Origin of the sequence: Pseudodesulfovibrio sp. 7M6, assembly GCF_050058625.1 — a bacterium.
Taxonomy (GTDB): Bacteria; Desulfobacterota; Desulfovibrionia; order Desulfovibrionales; family Desulfovibrionaceae; genus Pseudodesulfovibrio; species Pseudodesulfovibrio salinus.
The window spans coordinates 361,386-378,086 of the sequence record NZ_CP188816.1; the positions used below are offsets into that span (position 1 = coordinate 361,386).

Consider the following 16,701-nt stretch of genomic DNA (forward strand, 5'->3'; position numbering starts at 1 on the left):
GAATAATAATGATTATTATTTTACGGAACGGGGGGATTCAAATGAGTACTGATATGGGATTCCGGCTGTCCAAACAGCGCAAGGTAATCTTGGAGGAGTTACGAAAGGTCAAGACCCATCCCACTGCGGATGAAGTCTATGACATGGTTCGTAAGATCATTCCACGCATCAGCTTGGGAACGGTTTACCGCAATCTGGAATTTCTGTGCGGAAAGGGACTGGTGCTCAAGCTGGGCGCGCCAGGTGCGCAGAAACGATTTGACGGTACGCCTGAGCCGCATCCGCACATCCGTTGCGCCGTCTGCACGGCCGTTGTCGATGTGGACTGCGAAGTGGAGATTCCAGAGCTTCCGAGCGAGTGCACCAGCGGGTACTCCATCCATTCCACCAACGTGGAATTTGTGGGTATCTGCCCCAAGTGTCAGCAGAATCGGCAGTAAGGCCGAATCTGCGTCAACGCAAGCAAGGGGCCGGGCAACCTATTAGGTTGCCCGGCCCTTTTTGTTATTCATTTCTTGGAAGCTACTGTTTGGGGAAGAGCTCCGGCGGCCGGGTCGTGTCACCCGTGGCGTTTGGGAAGTCAGGGTATCTGTAAGCCTTCTTGCCGGTTTCGATGAGGTGGCGGGCCTCCTCCATGAACCGGTTGTAGCGGTGCTTGCATTCGTAGAACCCGTGCCACCATGCGTAGTCCGGGGCCATCATCATGGTGCCCATGCGCGCCCGGCGTCCTTCGTGGTGCCAGAGCTCATAGAACTCCACTTCAAGCGCTTCATCGAAGTACTTGGTCTTGTCCAGCGCCCCCTTCTCGTAGAGTTGGTCCAGCATGGCCTTGGCCGGCTTGAAATACACTTCATTATACTCCAGCACGGCCTTGTCGAAGTCTGCATAGAAGCCTTCGATCCAGGCATTGCCGTGGCACTGGGCGCATACCTGCTGCATCTTGGCGCGTTCCACCTTCCAGTCGGTCTTGGCAGGCAGGGGCTTGAAGTCCTGTGGCCGGACGGTGAGCGGTGCCTGGGTTTCCCAGGAAAGCCGTTCCGTCACATCGTGGGTGGTGGCAACCTTGCCGGAGCCGGACATGTGGCAGGCTGCGCAGGTGGGCGAGCGATAGTCCACGCCGGGTGTCCAGGTGCCGGGGGCCGCATCCCAGTTGTATTGCTGGCCGAAGGCCTTGTAGATGTCGCCGTGCTTTGACTCGAAGTAGATCTCGATTTGCGGATGATCCGGGCCGAGGTGGCACTGGCCGCAGGTTTCGGGCTTGCGCGCTTCCATCACGGAGAAGCGGTGGCGGGTGTGGCAACTGGTGCAGCTGCCCAGGCTGCCGTCCAGGTTGCGCCGACCTACGCCCACATTGGGCCAGGTGGACTGATCGAGCTTGCCGTCTTTGATTTTGAGGATGGTTCCGTGACAGTAAAAGCAACCGGTCTGCCGTTCCGTGGCCGAATTCATGCCCTTGTTCAGCCAGGGGTCAATCTTCCAGATGATTTCCAGGGTATTGGCATGTTTGCTGACAGCATATTGCTTGGCCTCGTCCGGATGGCAGCGTGAACAGTCCTTGGGTGTTACTGCCGAGGCAATCGGGACGAAATATTGTTTTTCGCCCATGGGCAGGTCGCCGCGGGAATAATATTGCTCATGGCCGGTGGCGATGTCCTGGTCCGTGGGCAGGGCCTGGTGACAGTCCAGGCAGGTGATGTTCGCTGCCGCATGTCGGCTCATGGCCCAGTCGGCAAAGATGCCGGGTGTTGCCTGTTGATGGCAGACCACGCAGTCCTTTGCCTGTTCCGGCATCCCGCGTTCGATGCGGAATTCCCGTTGTTTCGGGAAATTGTCCGCCGCAGGGGCGGGGGCCGCGGCCAGAGCGAGCAGGATCGCCGCCGCTACCGTCACAATGATGTTCGTCCTCATGCAGCACCTCCCGTGTGATCAGACGATTACAGGCCCGTAGCCCGGTAGGGCGCGGACAATTGTTTATATTTGTAGAATGTCACATCGACGTGGACCAGGTTGGAGTGGCAGTCCGTGCAGCGGTACTCGTACCCCGGACGGGGGTAGAGCACCTGACGATGGGCAAGCATGGCACCACGTTTTTTCGGCATGTAGAGGATATTGCGGTGGCACTTCATGCACTGGCTGTTGTCCAGCCCCGCATAGACGCGGTTGCGCATTACGGCCCGGTCGTAGCTTTCGGCTCCGCCGGTAAAGTGGGAAACGACGTCCTTGATGCCGTGCAGCGTCTTTGAATAGAAAAAATCGACGGTATCCTGTGGCGCAGGGAGGTGGCAGTCCATACAGTCGGCCACAATCCCCTGCGCGTTGTTTGCGTGGGTCGATGTCCTCCAGGCCTGATAGGCCGGTCGGATTTCGTGACAGGAGGAGCAGAATTCCGGGGTCGATGTCCTGACCATCGTGTAATAGGTCATGCTGAAAATCGGGAAGGCCAGAAGCACCCCGATGCATATGAGCAGGATGGATTTGACGCCACGTTTCATATTTCCCCCATAATTATTTTTCTTGGCTGCAAGATGAAAAGTGGAGTTTGCAATAACTGTAGCAGCGCAGGAAAAATTATGTAAAGTCGGAGACAAGGAAAATAATGACACCCCTGCTTGACGTGGATAGTCTTTTGTTTAGGTGTGTTATGGTCGACGAGCCACGCTAGTGGATGGATCTGTTTCTCTATATTTGCTGCGATTCTTGAATTCCCTGCTTGACAGAATTCGCCTTCTTAAATAGTGATCATTCTCACATTGTGACTGAGCGATGCAATTTGTAGATTTGACAATTTGCCGACGGATAATAATATTAATGTCACTACTGTCGGTTATACTTTTCGTCGGTATATGCTAAGAAAGTAGCATTGCAGTAGGCAGAATACGAAAAAAAATCAGGAGGACTTCATGTCGCTGAAAGGATCGCAGACTGAAAAGAATCTTTTGTACGCCTTCATTGGCGAATCGCAGGCCCGCAACAAATACACTTACTGGGCCAGTGTAGCCAAAAAGGAAGGGTACGTTCAGATCTCCAAGATCTTCGAGGAGACTGCAGGCCATGAAAAGGAACATGCCAAGCGGTTGTTCAAGTTCATGCCCGGCGGCACGGCGGAGGTCGTCGGTACCTTCCCTGTCGGCGTGATAGGCACCACCCTGGAGAACCTCAAAGCCGCTGCGGAAGGTGAGCACGAGGAGTACACCGAGATGTACCCCGGCTTTGCGAAAATTGCCCGCGAGGAAGGCTTCAACGAGATTGCCGCCGTGATGGAGAACATCGCCGTGGCCGAGCGTTACCATGAAGAACGCTATAAATCCCTTATCGCCAACATCGAGAACGATCGTGTCTTCAAGAAGGACGAAGAGATCGTCTGGCGCTGCCAGAACTGCGGCTACAACCACAAGGGGACGACGGCCCCGGTCAAGTGTCCGGCCTGTGACCACCCCCAGGCGCATTTTGAGATCAAGGACACCAACTGGTAGAAACCACAAGGAGTGAAATCATGGCTACTAAATTAGGCGAAGTTTACAAGTGTGAAATCTGTGGCAACATCGTTATGTCTATCCATGCGGGTGACGGCGACTTGGTTTGTTGCGGAGAGGAAATGAAACTCATGACCGAAAACACCGTCGACGCCGCCAAGGAAAAGCACGTTCCCGTCATCGAGAAGGACGGCGACAAAGTCACCGTCAAGGTCGGCTCCGTTGCGCATCCCATGGAAGAGAAACACTACATCGAGTGGATTGAGCTTCAGATCGGCGAGACCGTTCTGAGCAAGATGCTGAAACCCGGCGACGCCCCCGAGGCAACCTTCTGCATCTGCGGCCTGTCCGGCGAGTTGCAGGCCCGCGAGTACTGCAACCTGCACGGGTTGTGGAAGGCCACTGCCTAGTTTTGGACAAGGTCCCATATTGACCATCAGGGGCGGGCTGGTGCCCGTCCCTTTTTTGATCCCGGAGGGGAACAATGGCGAGACCGGAAGACATGTGGCAGTGCCAGACCGTAAACTGCGGCTACATATACAATCCAGACAAAGGGGACCGGAAGGGGAAGATACCCAAGGGAATCAAATTCGAGGATCTGCCGGATGACTGGAGATGCCCGATATGCGGCGGAACCAAGAAGTGTTTTCGTCCTCTGGTCGGACCAGGCTCCTCCAAGGCGGATTGTGAACTTCCTGTGGAAACCGATCCCTCCAAGTTGACAGACGCGGCAGAGGCTGCGAAAAAGGGAAAAAAGGAGAGTGACCCAATGAAAAAATACGTTTGTGACGTTTGTGGCTATGTGTATGACCCCGAAGTTGGGGATCCCGATAACGATGTTGCTCCCGGCACCGCCTGGGAAGATGTCCCCTCCGACTGGGTTTGCCCCGTGTGCGGCGCGGACAAGGACAATTTTACGCCCGAAGATTAACAAAAACCGGTCGGCCGGACGAGGCGCGATATCATCGCGCCTCCTTTTTTTTTATCGCCGATCCATAAGCGGAGACGAGAATGAGACCCTGTGAAATCAAAGACGGCATTTACTGGATAGGTGCGGTGGATTGGAATCGCCGCAATTTCCACGGCTATTCCCTGGCCCACAAGGGAACCACCTACAACAACTACCTGATCAAGGACGAGAAGATCGCCCTGGTGGACACCGTTGCCGAGGAATTCTGGGGCACTCTGCAGTGCAATATTGCCCAGGCCCTCGAACCCGGCGAGAAAATCGACTACTTCGTCATCAATCATCTGGAACCGGACCATGCCGGTTCCCTCGCCCTGGCCGTGGAAAAATATCAGCCGGAAAAAATTTACGTTTCCCCCATGGGCCAGAAGGCCATGGCCGCGCATTTTCACTACAAGGACTGGCCCGTTGAGGTCGTGCCCACCGGTACGGAAATCTCCCTGGGCAAGCGCACCCTCCAGTTCATTGAGGCGCGTATGCTGCATTGGCCGGATTCCATGCTGACCTACTGCCCCGAGGACAAGATCGTCTTCACCAACGATGCCTTCGGCCAGAACTGGGCCACCAGCGAACGGTTTGCCGACCAGGTTGACCGCCACACCCTGGAGAGCCTCATGGGCGAGTACTATGCCAACATCGTGCTGCCGTACTCTCCCGTGGTTCTGAAGCTGCTGGGCACCATCAAGGATATGGGGCTGGGAATCGACATGGTCTGCCCGGACCACGGTCTGATCTTCCGCGGCGCGGAAGACTGCCAGTGGGCCATGGGGAAGTACCGCGAGTTTGCCGAGCAGAAGCCGAAGAACAAGGCGGTCATCGTGTACGACACCATGTGGCACTCCACCGAGAAGATGGCCGAGGCCGTCGCCTCCGGCCTTGCCGACGAGGGTGTGTCCGTGCGCGTCATGTGCATGAAGAACAACCATCACTCCGATGTCATGACCGAGATACGCGACGCCGCTGCCGTGATCGTGGGTTCGCCCACGCACAACAACGGCATCCTGCCGCTCATGGGCGACATGCTTACCTACATGAAGGGGCTGCGTCCGCAGAACAAGATCGGTTCCGCCATCGGTTCCTTCGGTTGGTCCGGCGAGTGCATCAAGATCCTCACCCAATGGCTTGAGGATTGCGGCATGGAAGTCATCGACGGCATAAAGGTCAAGAACGTGCCTGATCACGATATGCTGGGCAAATGCTACGACCAGGGCAAGGCTATTGCTGCCGCCATCAAGGCCAAGCTTGCCTAAGCTGATTTGAGTTTGCATTACGGGGGCCCGGCTGCACTGCGCAGCCGGGCCTTTTTATTTGCTGCTGGCGTGTGGACTTCGCCACATGGAAAGCCTGGGGCATAGACAAATAAAATGCAGTTGGCAGCTCGGAACCTTTAGTCTCCCCGGAAGGCAGGATTGCCCACAAAAAAAGCGGACCGAGGTCCGCTTTCATCGCTGGCTGAAAAAATACTGGTTATTCCCAGGTGTTTCCCTTGAGCTTGAAAATCCGGATTCGGCGGTTGATCAGAGAAGGAACAAACTCCGCCGTGCGGCAGCCCTCGGGTGAGGTCGCAATGCTTTTGTAGATGATTTCCTTGTACCGCAGGACGGCGGTGTAGGAGCCGGTGGTGCTTTTCTTGACAGTGCAGACCACGTCGTTCTCATCGCTTCGGTTGAATATGGCGCTGTAGGTTCCGTCCGCCTCGTGCTTGATCTTCATGCGGCTTTTGGAACAGACGCTGTGCTGGTTGCTGGAGCGTATCCAGGATTTGGCAAAGCGGGAAAAGTCGGCATATTTGCTGGCAAGGTCTTCGTCCAGCAGGGCGGGGATGGTGGCCGCATTGATCGGCGTTTTGACCTCGCTGGGTGCGGCCGAGGCCAAATCCATGGATGCATCGGGACCCACTGCCAGGGCGGGCAGGGCGATGGTTCCGATCATCAAGGCGGCCAGTGTGGCTATGAGCAGGTGTTTCATGGTTTTCATCCTTCGGCCGATTGCCGCGGCCGGTGCGGTTGATCCGCAGGGTGCACGGCCGGAGATTCCCGCCAGCCGAAAAGGGCCGGGCGGCGGTGTGCCGCCCGGCCGGAATCGACTGTAGCTTTACTTGTTCAGGATATCAACCCTACGATTGAGCTTGCGGCCTTCGCGGGTTGTGTTGTCGTACTTGGGCGAAAGCTCGCCGTAACCCTTGGCGTCGAGGGCCTTGGCTTCAACGCCGTTGGCAACGAGCCAGTCACGTACGGAAGCGGCGCGGCGCTCGGACAGACCCTGGTTGTAGGCTTCGGTACCGGTGGAGTCGGTGTGACCGGCAACCTCGAACTTGGTGTTCGGGTACTCGGCCAGGATCGACTTGGCTTCTTCCAGCACCGGGACCATCTCGTCGGTGATCTGGTACTTGTCGAAACCGAAGTGCAGGTCAAACGAGATGCTGGGCGCGGCAACCGGAACAGCGGCAACGACCGGGGCCGGAGCATCGGCGACTTCCTTGTAGAAGACATCGCCGACGAACTTGTTCATACCGGCGGGAGTGCTGAGAGAGGCGTAGTCGGCCACCACGGTGCAGGAGGACAGGGCGCGGATCTGATCAATGATCATCTGTCCCTTGGGAACATCGGCGTAGCTGATGACGTGGATGCACAGCTTGTTGCCGTACTTGGAGTAGAGGGCTTTGGCCTGTGCAACGGCGTCGGCGCCGATGTTGGAGTTGCCGTCGGTGAAGATGATGAGGGCGGTCTTGCCGGACAGTCCGGAAATGACCGGGTCCAGATCCATCAATCCGTTACCCATGGGGGTCTGGCGGTTGAAGATTTCGAAGTCGGTGGCAATGGCGTCCAGTGCCTTGGACATGCCTGCCTTGTTGTAGGTGGCGGGCTGAATCTTCGCCTCAAAGGGGGCAAAGAGGAACAGGCCCGCATTGTAGTTCAGGGCAGGAATTTTTTCGTTCATGGCCTTGATGGTGGACATGGCCATGTCGATCTTGCGCTCTCCAGTGCCGTTGTATTTCATGGCCATGGAGCCGGATTGGTCGACAAAGAAAAGAAAATTGTCAATTTTTTTGACCATCTTGGCGCTGGCGGGAGCCGAGAAGGCAAAGGTCATGACCAGCATCGCCGCAAAGGTCAGCAAGAGGTGTTTTTTAAAAAGCTTCATGGGTCCACTCCTTATGTGGGTTATCCGGGTTGGGGAGAAGCCAGATTGACTTTACTGACCATGAATATACGCAACAGGTATGGTGTGCGCAAGTGCATAGCGTTAGAAATCGCATTGATTCCATATTTTCGGCAGGGAGTTAACGTTATGCGCAGGTTGCGTCCGGGCCAGGAAAAAAGTATGAAGAATCGTTTGCCGTCCATATCTCCGGGCGGATACCCAAGAGGAAGGAGACCTTTATGTATATCGTGACCGGCGGCGCGGGCTTCATCGGCAGTGCCATGATCTGGAAGCTCAATACCATGGGAATCGAGGATATTCTGGTGGTGGACAACCTTTCCACCAGTGATAAATGGAATAACCTCGTGGGCCTGAAGTATGAGGACTATCTGCACCGCGACCAGTTTCTCAAGTTCCTGCTCGAGGGCGAGGATCGGTTCGAGACCGACGCGGTGATTCACATGGGCGCCTGCTCCTCCACCACCGAGCAGGATGCCGATTTCCTCATGGAGAACAACTACCGGTACACGCAGTATGTCTGCCGCCATTGCGTTGCCCACAATGCCCGTTTCATCAACGCCTCCTCGGCGGCCACCTACGGCAATGGCGAGTTCGGGTTTGATGACGACCATGCGGGGATAGACCGGTTGCGGCCGCTGAACATGTACGGCTATTCAAAGCAGCTTTTTGACCTCTGGGCCAAGTCCGCCGGGCTGCTGGATCAGGTCGTCTGCCTCAAGTTCTTCAATGTCTATGGGCCGAACGAGTACCACAAGGACGACATGAAGAGCGTCATCTGCAAGGCTCACCGCCAGATTTTGGAGACCGGCAAGCTCAAGCTGTTCAAGTCCTACCGCGAGGAATACGCACACGGCGGCCAGCAGCGGGATTTCGTCTACATCAAGGACTGCGTGAACATCATGGCCTGGTTCCTGGAACATCCCGAGGCCAACGGCATCTTCAATGTTGGCACGGGAACCGCAAGGGCCTGGAACGATCTGGCCAATTCGGTATTTGCGGCCATGGGACGCGAACCGGTTATTGAATACATCGAGATGCCGGAGACTATTCGCGATAAATACCAATATTTTACTCAGGCAAATATGCAGAAGCTTGCCGACGTCGGATGTGACGTAAAAATGACGTCGCTTGAAGACGGCGCTGCCGATTACGTGCGGAATTACCTGGACAAGGACAACCCTTATCTCCGGTCCCGGTAAATCGAGGCATTGGCGAAACGATCCCGGTACATCGAGGTGTTGTTGAAACGGAATCTGTCGAAGATAGGACTGATCGGAGGCCTGCTGGCCGTCCTCGTCCTCTGCCTGCCGCTCACCATGCTGGGCAACAGCCCGCTGCTCAACAAGGTCAGGCGGTACGTCTCCGATGCTCCCGTGGCCGAGCCCAAGAAGGACCAGTGGACCTTCTCGGCCGACCGGGTGGTGGGCTCCCATACCAGCGAGTATGTGGAGGCCTTCGGCAACTGTACCCTCTCCCTGGGCGACAACCAGCTCCAGGCCGATTTCGCGCGCTATTACCAGTCCACCGGCTGGGTCTTCGTCAAGGGCCATGTACGCGCCCATTGGGGCGGTGATTTCCTGCAGGCGGATCAGGCCGAGTTCGACCTGAACACCATGACCGGCTGGCTCAAGAAAGGCCGCCTGTTCATGGCCAAGCCCCACATCTATGTCGAGGCCGATCATGTGGAGCGGACCAACGGCGACACCTACAAGTTCAAGAATGCCAAGGTAACGGCCTGTGACGGCGAACAGCCCGCATGGTCCGTAACCACGGAGGAGGGCGACATCGAGCTGGACGGCCGGGTTCATCTTTACCGTTCCGCCTTCCGGGTAAAGGATGTGCCGGTATTCTACTGGCCCTACATGGCGTTGCCGGGGCGCAAGGCGCGGCAGAGCGGTTTTCTCATGCCGTACATGTCGAGCAGCAAAAAGCTCGGTATCCGGGTCAATCTTCCGTACTACTGGGTCATTAGCGATGAGGCGGACATGACCTTCTACCAGGACTACATGTCCCGCCGCGGCTATATGCAGGGGCTCGAGTTCCGCCACACCAACGACTCGGCCACCCGGGGCATCTGGAAGATGGACATGCTCAAGGACAGCACCCGGGCCGTGACCGAGGCGGACGAGTGGAAGGACTATCAGGGCGACGGATTGGTCCGGCCCAACAGGAGCCGCTGGTGGGTGCGCAGCAAATATGACGGCTGGCTCGGCAGTTCCGACCTCAAGGTCAAGCTCGATATCGATGCGGTCTCGGACCAGAATTATCTGCGTGATTTCCAGGACGGCCCCACGGGATTCGACCATGACCGCGATGAGTTCCTGGACGTTTTCGGCCGGGACGTCGAAAACAAGGACAGCCTGACCAGAACCTCGACTGCTTTTCTCAGCCGCAGCTGGGACCGTTTCGGCGTGGCCGCTTCCGCCAGGTATGTGGAGAACCTGGAGTTCATGAACGGCAATGGAAAGTCGGGAGACAACACAACGGCCCAGACCCTGCCGGAACTTGAGGCCTTTGCTTTTCAGCAACAAATTTTGGGAACGCCGCTGGAAGGGGCAGCCGAGGTCAAGTACGATTATTTCCTGCGCGACAAGGGACATAACGGACATCGTATCCGGGCCACTCCCGAGGTCAAGCTGCCGCTCTCCTCGCGGTTCGTCACCCTTATTCCCTCCGTGGGCATGGATTACACGGCCTATGACCTGACCCGGCACCAGGGGTACGGCAACCAGACCATGGTGGACAGCGGCGGGCGTACCCAGAATTTGGACTCCAATGCGACCAAGGACGGCTTCCAGAGCCGGGCCACCTGGAATGCCGGGTTCACCGCGTTCAGCGAAATGACCCGCGTCTTCGACACCGGAGAGAAGGTCGAGGCCGATCCTGGACTGGTCGGGACCTCCCGTTGGACGCGGCTTCGCCATTCCATCGTGCCCCGGGTGGAATACGCGTATACCCCGACGATTACCGGACAGGACAAGCTGCCGTATTTCGACGAGGATGACCGCATTCAGGGCCAGAACACGGTCACCTATTCCCTGACCAACGTGCTGGACCGGCGGAGGGACAGCGTGGTTCTTTCACCAGGCAGCGGGGATAATCCGCAGGCCGCCGTGGCAACCGACTATCTGGATTTCCTTCTCTTCCGTTTGGAACAGTCCTATGACCGCAACGAGGCCACCCGGACGCATGATCGGGAAACCTACGAAAGAAGACCGTTCTCCGATGTCATGGCCGAACTGCGCATCCGGCCCGAGAATTTCATCGACCTCATCACCCGCGTCTGGTTCTCGCCCTACAAAACGAGCCTGACACAGACCGAAAATACCATCCGGCTCTATCGGGATGATCTGGGCGAATTCACCATCGGATACAACTATCTGGTCAAGATCGACGAATATCAGCGGCAACGGGACCAGACCATGTCCGTTTTGGAGTTGGGCGGCAAGTGGCTGATGAACGATACGTTCACTCTGGCAGCCAAATTTCGCCATGACTTCAACGAGCAGCGCGATCTGGAACGGACGTTGCGTCTCAGCTGGGCCGCCAACTGCTACACCATGCACTTCCAATTTACGCAAAAGCCCAACGATCAGCGGTTCGAGGTCGGGTTCGACCTGTTCAACTTCTAATCTCGACTGTCCACGGGGCGGCCACTTGGGCCGGTTGAATCCTTCTGCCTGAAAGCACGGTTTTGCACGGATTGCCTCCGGGCTGCAAACATGGCACATGACAGGGAAGGAGTAAAACGCGCCGTGTGGCGCCGTGCATCATGAAAGAACGCAAGAACATTCGCATCCTCCCGCCGGGGCTGAAGAATCAGATCGCGGCCGGAGAAGTCGTCGAACGCCCGGCCAGCGTGGTCAAAGAACTGGTGGAAAACAGCCTGGACGCCGGAGCGACCCGCGTGGACGTCACCGTGGACGGAGGCGGCCGCGCCCTGATCCTGGTCCAGGACAACGGCCAGGGCATTCCCGCCGAAGAGCTCAATCTGGCGGTCACCCGCCATGCCACCAGCAAGATCGGTTCGCTGGAAGACCTCTCGTCCATCGGTTCCTTCGGGTTCCGGGGCGAGGCGTTGCCGTCCATAGCTTCGGTTTCCCGCCTTACCGTGACCTCCCGTGCCGATGGCGCGGAGGATGGAGCCTTCATCGAGGTCCGTGCGGGCGAAGTGGCAGGCGAAGGCCCGGCCGCCCTGGCCGGTGGGACCAGTGTGGAGGTGCGTGAACTCTTTGCCGCCACGCCCGCCCGGCTTAAGTTCCTCAAGGCAGAGACCACCGAAAACAAGCGTTGCCAGGATACGCTCATGCGCATTTCTCTGGCCCACCTCGACGCCGGATTCACCCTGACCATGGGCGGGCGCGAAATGTTTCGGTTGCCGCAAGGGCAGGACTTGGGCACCCGGCTCCAGGCCTTCTGGCCGCCTGCCGTGTGCCGGGGGTTGTTGCCCTTCGATGTCGAGCATGAGGGATACCGCGCCCACGGCATGGCTGGTTCCCCGGCAACGGCGCAGGGGCGGGGCGACCGCATCCTGCTCTTTGTCAACGGACGTCCCGTGCAGGACAAGATGATGCTCTCGGCCGTCCGGCAGGCGTACAAGGGCCGCCTTATTTCACGCGAATACCCGCAGATGGTGCTTTTTCTGGAGGTCCCGCCCGCCGATGTCGATGTGAACGTGCACCCGGCCAAGCTGGAGGTCCGTTTTATCGAGGAAAAGCTGGTCTTTTCCGCCATTCGTCGTGGCGTGCTCCAGGCTTTGGCCGAAGTGGAACAGCTGGGGGCGGCCCCGTCCTCCTCATTTGCCGCATCCGGCTACGTCAGCCGTTCGGATGCGCCGCCGGTTTCGTTCTCGTATGATGCCGGGAGCGGTTCCGACCTGCCTGCCAAGGAAAGGCACCGGCCGTCCGGCGGGTCGGAGAGCAGCCCGAAATTTCAGAGCTACCGTGAGTATCAGGCTGAGTACCGGCCTCCCAAGGATCTGTCCCTGCCTGTGTCCCCGCCTTCCGCGCCCATGACGCCGGACGAGGCCGGGGGCGGAGGGGCGGAGCCGTCCCTGCACGCCTTCCGTGCCGGTGGACGGGTGGAGAGCGGCACCTCGACGCGGCTTCCCGGTACGGACTTCACCTATCTGGGACAGGTGGCGGACACGTATCTGGTGCTACGGCGGGGCCGTGATCTGGTGCTGGTGGATCAGCACGCGGCCCACGAGCGGGTGCTGCTGGCGGCCATGCGCGAGGCGCGTACCCGTGGCGACTGCCAGCCCCTGGCGCTGCCGCTGGAGATCCACCTGCATCCCAGCGAGGCCGATGCCGTGCAGGAGGCGTGGGAGCCGCTGCGCGCCCAGGGATTCCGCCTGGAGATGGACGGCCCGGCCAAGCTGCTGGTTCGCGCCGTGCCGCCGACGCTGGACGCGGGAGAGGCAAGGGAGTACCTTGCCGACGTTCTGGCGGAAAAAGCGCGTTCCCTGGACGACCTGTGGATCATGCTGTCCTGCAAGTCGGCCATCAAGGCAGGGCAGCCATTGGCCGTGGATGAAGCCCTCTCCTTGCTGGAGACCTGGCTCGCCACCCCGGAACGGGACTATTGCCCCCATGGTCGCCCCATTGCGGTGACGTGGAATCCGGCCGATCTGGAAAGACTGTTCAAAAGAAAATAGTGAATCATGATAGGCTACAACAAAATTCGGGTCCGCGTGGCCCTGGACAATCTGCGCCATAATTATTGTGTGTTCAAGGGGTTGCATCCCCATGTCATTCCGGTCATCAAGTCCGATGCCTACGGCCATGGTCTGGCCGAGGTTGCCCAAGTATTGGAGGCGGACGGAGCGGATACCTTTGCCGTCGGTTTCGTGAACGAGGCGGCGGACCTGCGCCGCTCGGGCTGCAAGACCCGCATCCTGGCCCTGCTTGGGCCTGTGGACGGCGAGGATTACGCCGCACTTTGGGAACAGAACGTCCTGGCATTCATCGGCCGGTTCGATCAGTTGGAGCGGTTGGTCGAAGAGGCGAAGACGCGCGGCCCGCTGGATATAGCCCTCAAGTTCGATACCGGTATGCGCCGTCTCGGCTTTTCCCCGGAACAGGTGGGCGAAGTGGTGGAATTTCTCAAGGCGCATCCGGCCGTGCGTCCGGTCATGGCCAGCTCGCATCTGGCCCGGGCCGACGAGCCGGGCCGGGAGGCGGATGTCGCCCTTCAGGGCCGGAGATTCGAACAGGCCGTGGAAGGTCTGCGCTCCGCCGGGTACGAGATCGAGGCGTGTCTGGCCAATACCGCCGGAGCCTTGGCGCATGACGCCGTCAAGCACGACTCCATGCGGCTCGGAATCGGCCTGTACGGCTGCAATCCGCTCTACGGCACATGCCTGGAGCATCTGGGCGACGACCTGAAACCCGCTATGGAAGTCTCAGCCCCGGTCATGCAGGTGCGCAACCTCAAGGCCGGAGAGGGCATCAGCTACGGCTGGACCTATGTGGCCGAGCGGGATTCCGTGGTGGCCATCGTGGGCGTGGGCTACGCGGATGCCTATAGTCGCGGCCTGTCCAACAAGGGATATATGAACATCAAGGGGCACCTGGCACCCATCGTGGGCCGGGTCTGCATGCAGATGACCGCCATTGACGTCACTGATGTCCTCGGGCAGGGAGATGACGTCCGGCCGGGCGACGACGTCTGGCTGCTGGGTGGTCCCGAGCCGGGATACATCAGCCCCGAGGCCCTGGCCGGTTGGTGGGGGACCATCACCTACGAGGCGTTCTGTCTGCTGGGAATGAATCGCCGGGAATACATATAACAGATCAAGGAGCAACTATGCCTGCCGTACAGGAAGATGAATGGACCGTGGCCGAGAGCCACTCCCTGGCCGAGATGGAGGAACAGGGTGTTTCCGCCAAATGGCTGGAGAAAAAGTGGATGGACGTGGCCGAAGACATGGCCCTGATTCCGGAAAACAACGTCCGTACCATAGAGGCGGACGGCGTGGTGCGCATTGAGGTCTCCATGTATCTCATGGAGTGCATGCGCGGCTTCTAGTTCCCTTGCTTTTTTGTGCGAAAGGGAGGCGCTCCCGGCGTCTTCCTTTTTTTGTGCCCGTTCATCGTCTGTTTCTTCACATTCCGCACAACCGTCACGATTTCGTTACAAGCTCCGGGTATGATTTCGGAAAAGTTTTGTAACAGAACCGTAACAATGAAAATCGTTACATTCCCGTGACGATTGTGTTACAGACCCCTCGCGCCTTGCGTACCAAGCTCCGGGAAGGAGCAGGCCGCCCGGTGCGGGATCGAGGAATATGGGAATGAATCTACGATCATTTCAGATGCGCATCCTTTTGTGGACTTGGGCGCTCCTGCTCACGGCTCTGGCCGTGATCTTCTACTATTCCACCAGCGTGGTCGGCAGCGAGTTGGTCAACGAGACCCGGCACCGTACCGAAAGCGAACTGGCGACCATCAAGTGGCTTATCTCGGAGCACGCTCCGTTCAAGAACGAAAAGGCCTTTTCCGCATGGGTGGAGGCCATGGGCTTCAAGCTGGGCCGCCGCATCACCTACATCGTGAAGGGCCGCGTGGTGGCGGACTCCAACGTCCCGTTCGCCGACCTGGGCGATCTGGACGACCACAGTCACCGGCCCGAGGTCGTGGCCGCCAGGGAAGCCGGGCTGGGTACAAACATTCGCCATTCCGACACCCTCGGCACGGACATGATGTATGTAGCCGTGACCATGGATCATCCCCTGAGCGTGGGGGACGGCGTGCTTCGGCTGGCCGTGCCCTTTTCCCGGGTCAGCGCCCGGCTCGATTCCCTCCGCACCAACTTCGTCTGGATATTTCTCTCCACCCTGTTCTGCGCCCTGCTGGTCAGCGTGCTGGTCTCGCGCAACATGAGCCGGTCCATTTCCGCGTTTTCGGATGTGGCCCGGTCCATCGGCGAGGGCAACTACGCCCTGCGGCTGCGTGCGCTTCCCGGTGGCGAGTTCAAGCCCCTTGCCGAATCGGTCAACGCCATGGCCCAGTCCATCGAGCGCAACGTGCGTATCATCGACGACCAGCGCGGCGAGCTTCGTGCCATCTTCGAGGGGATGCGGGAGGGTGTCATGACCCTTAATGCCGAAGGGCGCATCGAATCCTTCAACGGCGCGCTGGACCAGATGTTCAATCTGGCGGAGACCACCATCGGGCGCACGCCCATCGAGGTCACCCGCCGGTTCGAGATCCAGGACATGGTGGAGGAGCTGCTGGCCGACCCGGACAAGGGCGAGCGCATCATCCAGATCGACCTCATGGATACGCGCACCGTGGAAGTGAGCGGCGTGCCGTTCTTCGACCACAACGACGTGCGCAAGCTCATCCTCGTCTTCCACGACATCACCGAGATGAAACGTAGCGAGAAGGGCCTCCGGGATTTCGTGGCCAATGCCTCGCATCAACTGCGGACCCCGCTGACCTCCATCAAGGGGTACACCGAGACGCTCATCGACATGCCCCCGGCAAAACCGGAGGACAGCCGGGCGTTTCTGGAAATAGTGCTCAAGAACGCCAATCACATGGACAAGGTCATCGCCTCCATGCTGGCCTTGGCAAAGTCCGAACAGATGGGCAAGGCCCTCAGCCTTGCGCCGGTTTCGGGTCGTGAGTATATGCAACGCACCGTGGCAGACGTCACGCCATGGGCCGAGGAGCGGTCCATTACCTTCAACCTGCGGGTGCCGGATCACGAAATGCTCGTCATGGCGGAGCCTGACGGGCTGCTGCATGTGTTCCACAACCTGCTCAACAATGCGGTTAAATACAGCCCGGACGGCGGAGTCATCTCGGTAAGCGCCGAGGACGATGGGGAGTCTATCGTCTTCTGCGTCGAGGACCAGGGACCGGGCATTTCTCGGGAACACAGCACAAAGGTGTTCGAACGGTTCTACAGGGTGGATGAGAATACCATCGACGACTCGGGAAGTTCCGGGCTCGGACTGGCCATCTGCCGGAGGATCGTGAAAAACTTTGGTGGTGAGATTTGGCATGACGGGTATGGCGAGGGCACGCGGGGAGCGCGCTTCTGCTTTCGGCTGAACAAGCCGACCCGGTCCTGACAACCTTTGGCTAA

Annotated in this window: 16 protein-coding genes and 1 pseudogene; 13 read left to right on the forward strand and 4 right to left on the reverse strand. The window is 58.6% G+C overall.

Annotated features, from left to right (window positions below):
* Positions 1-41 precede the first annotated feature (41 nt).
* Positions 42-440, forward strand: a complete 399-nt coding sequence (locus ACI0FG_RS01615) for a Fur family transcriptional regulator (RefSeq protein ID WP_419786812.1) — start codon at positions 42-44, stop codon at positions 438-440.
* Positions 441-522: 82 nt separating this feature from the next.
* Here ACI0FG_RS01615 and ACI0FG_RS01620 read toward each other — a convergent pair whose 3' ends face one another.
* Positions 523-1,908: a multiheme c-type cytochrome gene (locus ACI0FG_RS01620; protein ID WP_419786813.1), complete on the reverse strand. Its 1,386-nt coding sequence runs from the start codon at positions 1,906-1,908 to the stop codon at positions 523-525.
* A 26-nt stretch (positions 1,909-1,934) separates the two neighbouring features.
* The gene (locus ACI0FG_RS01625; protein ID WP_419786814.1) at positions 1,935-2,492 is read right to left on the reverse strand and encodes a NapC/NirT family cytochrome c; all 558 of its coding nucleotides are present in this window, start codon (positions 2,490-2,492) and stop codon (positions 1,935-1,937) included.
* A 408-nt stretch (positions 2,493-2,900) separates the two neighbouring features.
* On the opposite strand from ACI0FG_RS01625, the gene rbr reads away from it, so the two are divergent.
* The 5 genes and pseudogenes from rbr (at position 2,901) to ACI0FG_RS01650 (ending at position 5,690) form a co-directional block, all read left to right on the forward strand.
* Entirely contained in the window at positions 2,901-3,473 is a 573-nt protein-coding gene (rbr, locus tag ACI0FG_RS01630) for a rubrerythrin (RefSeq protein ID WP_419786815.1), read from the forward strand.
* Between the two features lie 20 nt (positions 3,474-3,493).
* Positions 3,494-3,883, forward strand: coding sequence for a desulfoferrodoxin (locus ACI0FG_RS01635; RefSeq protein WP_419786816.1), 390 nt, complete (start codon positions 3,494-3,496; stop codon positions 3,881-3,883).
* 74 nt (positions 3,884-3,957) lie between these two features.
* Positions 3,958-4,170 (forward strand): annotated as a pseudogene (locus ACI0FG_RS01640) (rubredoxin); the annotation flags it as partial.
* A 72-nt stretch (positions 4,171-4,242) separates the two neighbouring features.
* Entirely contained in the window at positions 4,243-4,404 is a 162-nt protein-coding gene (gene rd / locus ACI0FG_RS01645) for a rubredoxin (RefSeq protein ID WP_419788339.1), read from the forward strand.
* An 80-nt stretch (positions 4,405-4,484) separates the two neighbouring features.
* On the forward strand, positions 4,485-5,690 hold the full coding sequence (locus ACI0FG_RS01650; RefSeq protein WP_419786817.1) for an FprA family A-type flavoprotein: 1,206 nt from the start codon (positions 4,485-4,487) through the stop codon (positions 5,688-5,690).
* A 217-nt stretch (positions 5,691-5,907) separates the two neighbouring features.
* On the opposite strand, the gene ACI0FG_RS01655 is transcribed toward ACI0FG_RS01650, so the two are convergent.
* On the reverse strand, positions 5,908-6,408 hold the full coding sequence (locus ACI0FG_RS01655; protein WP_419786818.1) for a hypothetical protein: 501 nt from the start codon (positions 6,406-6,408) through the stop codon (positions 5,908-5,910).
* Between ACI0FG_RS01655 and ACI0FG_RS01660 the strand changes: the two genes are divergently transcribed.
* Positions 6,407-6,532 carry a hypothetical protein gene (locus ACI0FG_RS01660; RefSeq protein ID WP_419786819.1) on the forward strand — a complete coding sequence of 42 codons (126 nt, stop codon included), beginning with the start codon at positions 6,407-6,409 and terminating at the stop codon, positions 6,530-6,532. The two genes, ACI0FG_RS01655 and ACI0FG_RS01660, sit on opposite strands and share 2 nt — an antisense overlap.
* Positions 6,533-6,534: 2 nt before the next feature.
* Here ACI0FG_RS01660 and ACI0FG_RS01665 read toward each other — a convergent pair whose 3' ends face one another.
* On the reverse strand, positions 6,535-7,584 hold the full coding sequence (locus tag ACI0FG_RS01665; RefSeq protein WP_419786820.1) for an OmpA family protein: 1,050 nt from the start codon (positions 7,582-7,584) through the stop codon (positions 6,535-6,537).
* 239 nt (positions 7,585-7,823) lie between these two features.
* Between ACI0FG_RS01665 and rfaD the strand changes: the two genes are divergently transcribed.
* From rfaD to ACI0FG_RS01695, 6 genes are all read left to right on the forward strand, one after another.
* Complete coding sequence (gene rfaD / locus ACI0FG_RS01670; RefSeq protein ID WP_419786821.1) at positions 7,824-8,804, forward strand: ADP-glyceromanno-heptose 6-epimerase; 981 nt, start codon at positions 7,824-7,826, stop codon at positions 8,802-8,804.
* Positions 8,805-8,840: 36 nt separating this feature from the next.
* On the forward strand, positions 8,841-11,237 hold the full coding sequence (locus ACI0FG_RS01675) for an LPS-assembly protein LptD (protein WP_419788340.1): 2,397 nt from the start codon (positions 8,841-8,843) through the stop codon (positions 11,235-11,237).
* A gap of 140 nt (positions 11,238-11,377) precedes the next feature.
* Entirely contained in the window at positions 11,378-13,261 is a 1,884-nt protein-coding gene (gene mutL, locus ACI0FG_RS01680; RefSeq protein WP_419786822.1) for a DNA mismatch repair endonuclease MutL, read from the forward strand.
* A gap of 6 nt (positions 13,262-13,267) precedes the next feature.
* Positions 13,268-14,395, forward strand: a complete 1,128-nt coding sequence (gene alr / locus ACI0FG_RS01685; RefSeq protein WP_419786823.1) for an alanine racemase — start codon at positions 13,268-13,270, stop codon at positions 14,393-14,395.
* Between the two features lie 17 nt (positions 14,396-14,412).
* A complete protein-coding gene (locus ACI0FG_RS01690) occupies positions 14,413-14,634 on the forward strand; it encodes a hypothetical protein (protein ID WP_419786824.1) in 222 nt (73 codons plus the stop codon).
* A 265-nt stretch (positions 14,635-14,899) separates the two neighbouring features.
* Positions 14,900-16,687, forward strand: coding sequence for a HAMP domain-containing sensor histidine kinase (locus ACI0FG_RS01695; RefSeq protein WP_419786825.1), 1,788 nt, complete (start codon positions 14,900-14,902; stop codon positions 16,685-16,687).
* Positions 16,688-16,701: the final 14 nt, after the last annotated feature.

Coding starts and splice junctions, on each gene's coding strand:
- ACI0FG_RS01615 (WP_419786812.1), top strand. CDS start 42: ATGAGTACTGATATGGGATTCCGGCTGTCCAAACAGCGCAAGGTAATC.
- ACI0FG_RS01620 (WP_419786813.1), bottom strand. CDS start 1,908: ATGAGGACGAACATCATTGTGACGGTAGCGGCGGCGATCCTGCTCGCT.
- ACI0FG_RS01625 (WP_419786814.1), bottom strand. CDS start 2,492: ATGAAACGTGGCGTCAAATCCATCCTGCTCATATGCATCGGGGTGCTT.
- rbr (WP_419786815.1), top strand. CDS start 2,901: ATGTCGCTGAAAGGATCGCAGACTGAAAAGAATCTTTTGTACGCCTTC.
- ACI0FG_RS01635 (WP_419786816.1), top strand. CDS start 3,494: ATGGCTACTAAATTAGGCGAAGTTTACAAGTGTGAAATCTGTGGCAAC.
- rd (WP_419788339.1), top strand. CDS start 4,243: ATGAAAAAATACGTTTGTGACGTTTGTGGCTATGTGTATGACCCCGAA.
- ACI0FG_RS01650 (WP_419786817.1), top strand. CDS start 4,485: ATGAGACCCTGTGAAATCAAAGACGGCATTTACTGGATAGGTGCGGTG.
- ACI0FG_RS01660 (WP_419786819.1), top strand. CDS start 6,407: ATGGTTTTCATCCTTCGGCCGATTGCCGCGGCCGGTGCGGTTGATCCG.
- ACI0FG_RS01655 (WP_419786818.1), bottom strand. CDS start 6,408: ATGAAACACCTGCTCATAGCCACACTGGCCGCCTTGATGATCGGAACC.
- ACI0FG_RS01665 (WP_419786820.1), bottom strand. CDS start 7,584: ATGAAGCTTTTTAAAAAACACCTCTTGCTGACCTTTGCGGCGATGCTG.
- rfaD (WP_419786821.1), top strand. CDS start 7,824: ATGTATATCGTGACCGGCGGCGCGGGCTTCATCGGCAGTGCCATGATC.
- mutL (WP_419786822.1), top strand. CDS start 11,378: ATGAAAGAACGCAAGAACATTCGCATCCTCCCGCCGGGGCTGAAGAAT.
- alr (WP_419786823.1), top strand. CDS start 13,268: ATGATAGGCTACAACAAAATTCGGGTCCGCGTGGCCCTGGACAATCTG.
- ACI0FG_RS01690 (WP_419786824.1), top strand. CDS start 14,413: ATGCCTGCCGTACAGGAAGATGAATGGACCGTGGCCGAGAGCCACTCC.
- ACI0FG_RS01695 (WP_419786825.1), top strand. CDS start 14,900: ATGAATCTACGATCATTTCAGATGCGCATCCTTTTGTGGACTTGGGCG.